The organism is Desulfosarcina sp. (assembly GCF_033791525.1).
GTDB lineage: Bacteria > Desulfobacterota > Desulfobacteria > Desulfobacterales > Desulfosarcinaceae > Desulfosarcina.
In genome coordinates, this window is sequence record NZ_JASJGN010000362.1 from 1 (window position 1) to 5,170 (window position 5,170).

At 55.4% G+C, this 5,170-nt stretch carries 5 protein-coding genes; 1 reads left to right on the forward strand and 4 read right to left on the reverse strand.

Going from position 1 to position 5,170, the window contains the following annotated elements; all coding sequences use genetic code 11:
• The 4 genes from QNK41_RS17885 to QNK41_RS17900 all read right to left on the reverse strand — a co-directional run.
• On the reverse strand, positions 1 to 452 hold a 452-nt coding region (locus QNK41_RS17885; protein ID WP_319259570.1), incomplete at its 3' end, for a GntR family transcriptional regulator.
• A 195-nt stretch (positions 453 to 647) separates the two neighbouring features.
• Positions 648 to 1,418, reverse strand: a complete 771-nt coding sequence (locus QNK41_RS17890; protein ID WP_319259572.1) for an acyl-CoA dehydratase activase — start codon at positions 1,416 to 1,418, stop codon at positions 648 to 650.
• A 171-nt stretch (positions 1,419 to 1,589) separates the two neighbouring features.
• Positions 1,590 to 2,831, reverse strand: a complete 1,242-nt coding sequence (locus tag QNK41_RS17895) for a 2-hydroxyacyl-CoA dehydratase family protein (protein WP_319259574.1) — start codon at positions 2,829 to 2,831, stop codon at positions 1,590 to 1,592.
• Between the two features lie 302 nt (positions 2,832 to 3,133).
• Positions 3,134 to 4,252, reverse strand: coding sequence for a 2-hydroxyacyl-CoA dehydratase family protein (locus QNK41_RS17900; protein ID WP_319259577.1), 1,119 nt, complete (start codon positions 4,250 to 4,252; stop codon positions 3,134 to 3,136).
• Between the two features lie 762 nt (positions 4,253 to 5,014).
• Between QNK41_RS17900 and QNK41_RS17905 the strand changes: the two genes are divergently transcribed.
• The coding region (locus QNK41_RS17905; protein ID WP_319259579.1) for an ATP-binding cassette domain-containing protein at positions 5,015 to 5,170 on the forward strand (156 nt) is incomplete at its 3' end.

Below are 5,170 nucleotides of genomic sequence, written 5' to 3' on the forward strand. Positions count from 1 at the left end.
ACATCATGAAAGGCAATGTTTAACTGGTAGTATCGTTGATCGAATTTGCGGAATTTTTGAAGGTACATGATCGATCTCATTTTTTCATTGAGTTGCTCCATCGTTTCAAGGTGGTGGGGCTTGATCTGATCGAAGACCGATAAAAGGACCTGGCTTTCCAATGCCCCGACGACGTCAAGCATATTTCTAATCTCATCCAAGGAAAGCTTGTTCATCACCACGCCGCGCCGTGGCAGAATGGTTACGAACCCCTCACATTCAAGCTGTATGATGGCATCTCGCAACGGGGTCTTGCTGATACCGAGATGTTCACTGATTTCATTCAAGGGGATGAAAGACCCGGGAATCAGGTTGCCGGCCTGCATTTCTCCTCTCAGATATTCATAAACCTGTTCCCGCAATGATCTGATCTCAAGCAGGCTTCCTTTTTCCGATGCATGGTTATGTTCCATAAATCCGTTTGTCCCTGCAGCCGATGTCAGTGTCGCCCATCGTTGGGGTGTAATTTGTTCAGCGTCTGAATATAGCGCAGTTCACTGATCAATGCACTTAAATTATTATATGCCATCCCCGCGTCGACCTGATTTTTTGGGTCAATCCAACCGTCCCATTTAATCAATGGGAAAGATCATCGCTCGCTTTAGCTGTCAGGCGATGCCGGCAGCGATCAGTGCGGCACCGATGGCGCCGTTGACCTGCGCATTGGCAAAAACGCGGATGGGTTTGCCGGATTTTTTCTCCAGCGCCCGGACCACGCCGATGTTCTTGGCCACCCCGCCGGTCATCATTACCGGTTCGGTGATGCCCACCCGGCCGGCCATGGCGATCACCCGGGAACCGATGGATTCGTGGATGCCGGCAATGATGTTCTCCCGGCGTTCGCCCCTGGCGATGAGGGAGATCACTTCGGATTCGGCAAAGACGGTGCACAGGCTGCTGATGGCGGCCGGCCGGTCCGCTTTCAGGGACATCTTACCGAAGGCATCCAGGTCCACCTCCAATGCCCGGGCCATCACCTCGAGAAACCGACCGGTACCGGCCGCACATTTGTCATTCATGGCAAAGTCGGTGACCCGGCCGGTGGCGTCCATGGCGATGGCCTTGCTGTCCTGGCCGCCGATGTCGATGACGCAGCGCACGGCCGGGTCCTGAAAATGAGCCCCGGCCGCGTGGCAGGTAATTTCGGTCACGGCCTTGTCGGCAAAGTCGACGCTTTTGCGACCGTAGCCGGTAGCCACGATCCAATCCACGGCATCTTTGCCGATGCCGAGCTTCGCCAGCAGGTCGGCAAACACATTCTCCCCGGCATTCCTGGCGTTGTACCCGGTCAAGATCACCCCTGATCCGAGCAACTCGCCGTCTCTGACCACGGCCGCCTTGGCACTGATTGACCCCACATCGATTCCAACCGTAATCATCAAATGGTCTCCTAACGCATTGACTTCAGAGATGATGAACGCATTAACATTCGCATTTTCAACGGATCCATAAAAAGCCCGAGATCAAGGCTTGCGAGTCCTGAGGAAGGAGGCGTACTCGTGGTACGCCGCAGTGACGAAGGATGAAGCGTAACGCAGATATCAGTCTTTTTATGCACCCGTCAACACCTCCATGAAGGCATCGATACGGGTCTCAATCTGACTTTCGGAAAAGTTTCGCGCATCGGTCATGTCCGCCTCGATCACCAAAGCGGGAATGCCGCACTTGGCCTGGACGATGCGCTGGATGTCGTACTGCCCCAGGCTGTATGGCTTGCAGCTGCGGTTGGAATGCATCACCAGGCCGTCGGCGCTGTATTTTTCCACCATGTCCACCACCATGTCGGCCATCTGATCCGTACCGATGTTGATATAGACACGCGAGTATCCCTGGGCCATGGAGCCGAGAAAATCTTTTTCATCCAGGTACTTAAGGGTTCCACACCACGACGAGGTATAGGTGTCCGCCACCAGGCAGGCGTTGTGGGCGGCAAATTTGTCCGACAGCCAGCGGGTGCGGAACCATACCGGCAGATTGTCCCACAGCAGCCGGTAGCGCTCACCAGGCACGGCGGCAATACCCGTGGCCACCCGGGTTTTCATCTCGTCGAGCAGTTCGGTATAGTAGTCGACCACCGTCTGGGTGCCGCGCAGGGTGACGATCAGAGCCAGGTGGAAAAAGGCATCGAAGGCACTCATGGGTGCCGGCCGGTGAACCGTGGTGTCGAGCACCTGCTGCCAGAGGCGCTGGCCCGCCATGGAAAGCCGGCCCACCTCATCCAGACGGTCGTGATCGAACTTTTTCCTGCAGTGGGTTTCCAGAAAAGTGATGTACTCATCCAGCTGGGCGCGCACATAGGTGTGGGCCTCCCGGGTGTACTCCGTGTGGCTGAACGGGGTGTCCAGGATGAACAGGGGCACCTTGAAATAGCGGGCCTGCACCTCGTACCACTTGAGCACCGTGCCGCAGATGTTGTTGCAGCACACGAGCATGTCCGGCCGGGGCAACCCGCCGATGGGGCCGCCGTCGACGGTGGCACAGGCAATATCGGCCCTGGCGTAGGAGCACAGGTCGCCGGCGTAGCCCATCGCCTCGGCCTTTTCGCACAGATCCACGCCCATCTTGGCGGCACCGATCATGGCCCCGTGATTTTCCGGGTATACCGGGATCACGTCCATGGCGATCAACGGCTCCACCGGCCCACCGCTGGTGATCCAGGCCACTTTCTTACCGGTCTGGTCGGCGGTCTTGGCGTCGATGTAGTAGTGGGTCATGATATCCTTCATGCGCCCCACCGACTTGATTTTGCGCTTTTCCTTTTCAGGGTCGATCGGCTTTTGGGGATCGCTCATTGGGTTCTCCTGTATCTCGCCGGGATGACAACAGAGTCATGTTTCTTATTTTGTCGATGAACAAATAAAAAATTGCATTTTCGACGGCTTCGTAAGAAGCCTGATATCAAGGATTGCGGGCCGCGAAAGCGAGCTTAAGCGAGCGAACAGCAAATCGACCTTCATCCGTACGGCGAACATTTATGTTCCATCCCGAGAATACCGCTATCGCGGGTGCCGTAGGCAGCGTACACGCAGGTACTCCGCAATGACGAGGGATGAAGCGTAACGCAGATATCGGGTTTCTTACGAAGCCGCTATATTTATAGCATTTCCATAAAAGCCTCACACCTCGTCTGAAACTGTCCCTGCGAGGCAGTCTGTTCTTCCAGTTCCACCAGCAGGCTGGGAATGCCTTCGGCGTCCAGCATGGATTTGAGATAGGGGTAGTCAAAGGCGTGTGGGTCGCAAAATTTCAGGAAGAGAAGGATAACCCCCTGGGCCCGGGATGCTTTTGCCAGACGGACCAGGTCGTCGCCCCGGCTGGTGATGCCCGCATGCTTGGCCGGACAGATGGCCCGCCGGGCATAGCGGTCGGCGATGGCATCCATGGGATCACCGCCGGTATCTACAAGGCCGGTCAGACCGCGGGAGCCGGTGCACAGGTCGTCGCCCACCACGGCACCGCCGGCCGATTCGATAACGCCGTATACGTCGGGCAGGTTGCAGACCCCGCCGGAGAGAAAGATGCGTTTGGCGGCGGTTGATCCAGGATCAGACTTTCGCTCCAGGGTGTCTAACACCTGGGCCAGGCTGTTGAGAAATTCGTTGCGGTCCATGATCATGGATGCCCGCACAATGGTGTGAACGTCACTGCCGGCGATCGCACCGGGGCGATCGTTCCGGAGCTTGTAGAGCCGCTGCATGGCCGACCGGATCCCGTTATACGTGTCGATGGCCTGTTGCAGGTCTTCATCGGTGATGGTTTTCTCCAGAGCCGCTTCCAGGTCGGTTCTGGCTTTTCTCATCACTGCGGTCATATAGTCCCGGGCACTTTGTGTATTCAACTTGACCGGCAGCACCACATCCAGGTGAAAACCGGTTTTGGCGTTCATCCGCCAGATGTCGGACAACCGTTGGATGGAATCGCAGGTGTGAGGGAAGATGGCGCCGTCGAGAAAATCAAAATCTCCGTTGAGTGCATCGTCGAGGGCGCCGCGGACCAGGCTGCAGCTATAGCTCTGCAGGTGCGCATCGGCCTTCGATATGCTGCCGCTGCCGCCGACGATGCGAAACGCCAACGCGCCCCCGGCAAGGATCAGCTCTTCCGGGGCGTAGGAACACAAGGTGCCGATCACCTTGCCGCCGGTCTTCTCCTTCCAGCGCCGGGCGTAAGCTTTCGGGTCCGTACAAATCTCTTTAAACCGTTGAATGGCTTCCATCAAAGTTCTCCCCAACGTTGCAAAAGCGGGAGGGTTTCAGAGCCAAGGCGCCGAGGGTGACGCCGTAGTCCTTTACTGCAATCCCTTGGCAACGCGGGATCTGGAATCCTCTCGCTTTCCCGAAAGGGTAAAAACATGAGAAAATCATTGTTCTTGCAGGAATTCACATCCGGTGGATTCCTGCACCTTCGGTAAGAAATAACGTTTTCTATATCATTACTGAATTTTACAATAGTTTTCACATGTTTTCATGCAACGATGGGGTTAAGTGTTGTCGTTCGTCTCATACAGGTTTCAAACCCGTAAGCCCTTTTATGCGCATTGCTAAATTTGAGCCTTAATCGTGGCGAAGGTTACATCTAATATAGCCTATCGTTCGCCGGTTAAAAATCGATGCAGATTCGGACTGCAAAAAAATGAAGTCTATGGTAAGCGGGCGGCTACTGATTCTGCGGCTATTCCAAAAATAGTTTGATTCCGCTTTTGTTATTGTCGTAAGATCTTCTGAGAACAAGTTCAAATAAAAAACAATCATTAAGATCCGCTGTCCGCATCTGATCGATGCTTCCTTCCGAACGCCAAGCACCGATTGTCAAAATGGTCTGCCAGCATTATGTTTTCTGATGGATGACCGGGTCAGTCATCTCCAAGTACCACCCAGACACTTAGCCCGGATCTGAACTGGCTATGCGAAAGGGGATATCTCGGCACTGCTAAAGCATTCCGGCCCCAGCTGCTTGTTTGCAAAGGAGAAAGGTCCCCATGAGCCGCATCGAAATCCGTGAACTGGCCAAGCAATGGGGTCTGGTCGTTGCCGTTGAACAGGTTTCCTTTACGGTTGCCAAAGGCAGCCTGACGGTGCTGCTGGGTCCGTCCGGCTGTGGGAAGTCCACTATCCTGCGCCTGATTGCCGGCCTG

Bases quoted from the DNA above. Each gene is read 5' to 3' on its own strand.
- QNK41_RS17890 (WP_319259572.1), bottom strand. From the start codon at position 1,418: ATGATTACGGTTGGAATCGATGTGGGGTCAATCAGTGCCAAGGCGGCC.
- QNK41_RS17895 (WP_319259574.1), bottom strand. From the start codon at position 2,831: ATGAGCGATCCCCAAAAGCCGATCGACCCTGAAAAGGAAAAGCGCAAA.
- QNK41_RS17900 (WP_319259577.1), bottom strand. From the start codon at position 4,252: ATGGAAGCCATTCAACGGTTTAAAGAGATTTGTACGGACCCGAAAGCT.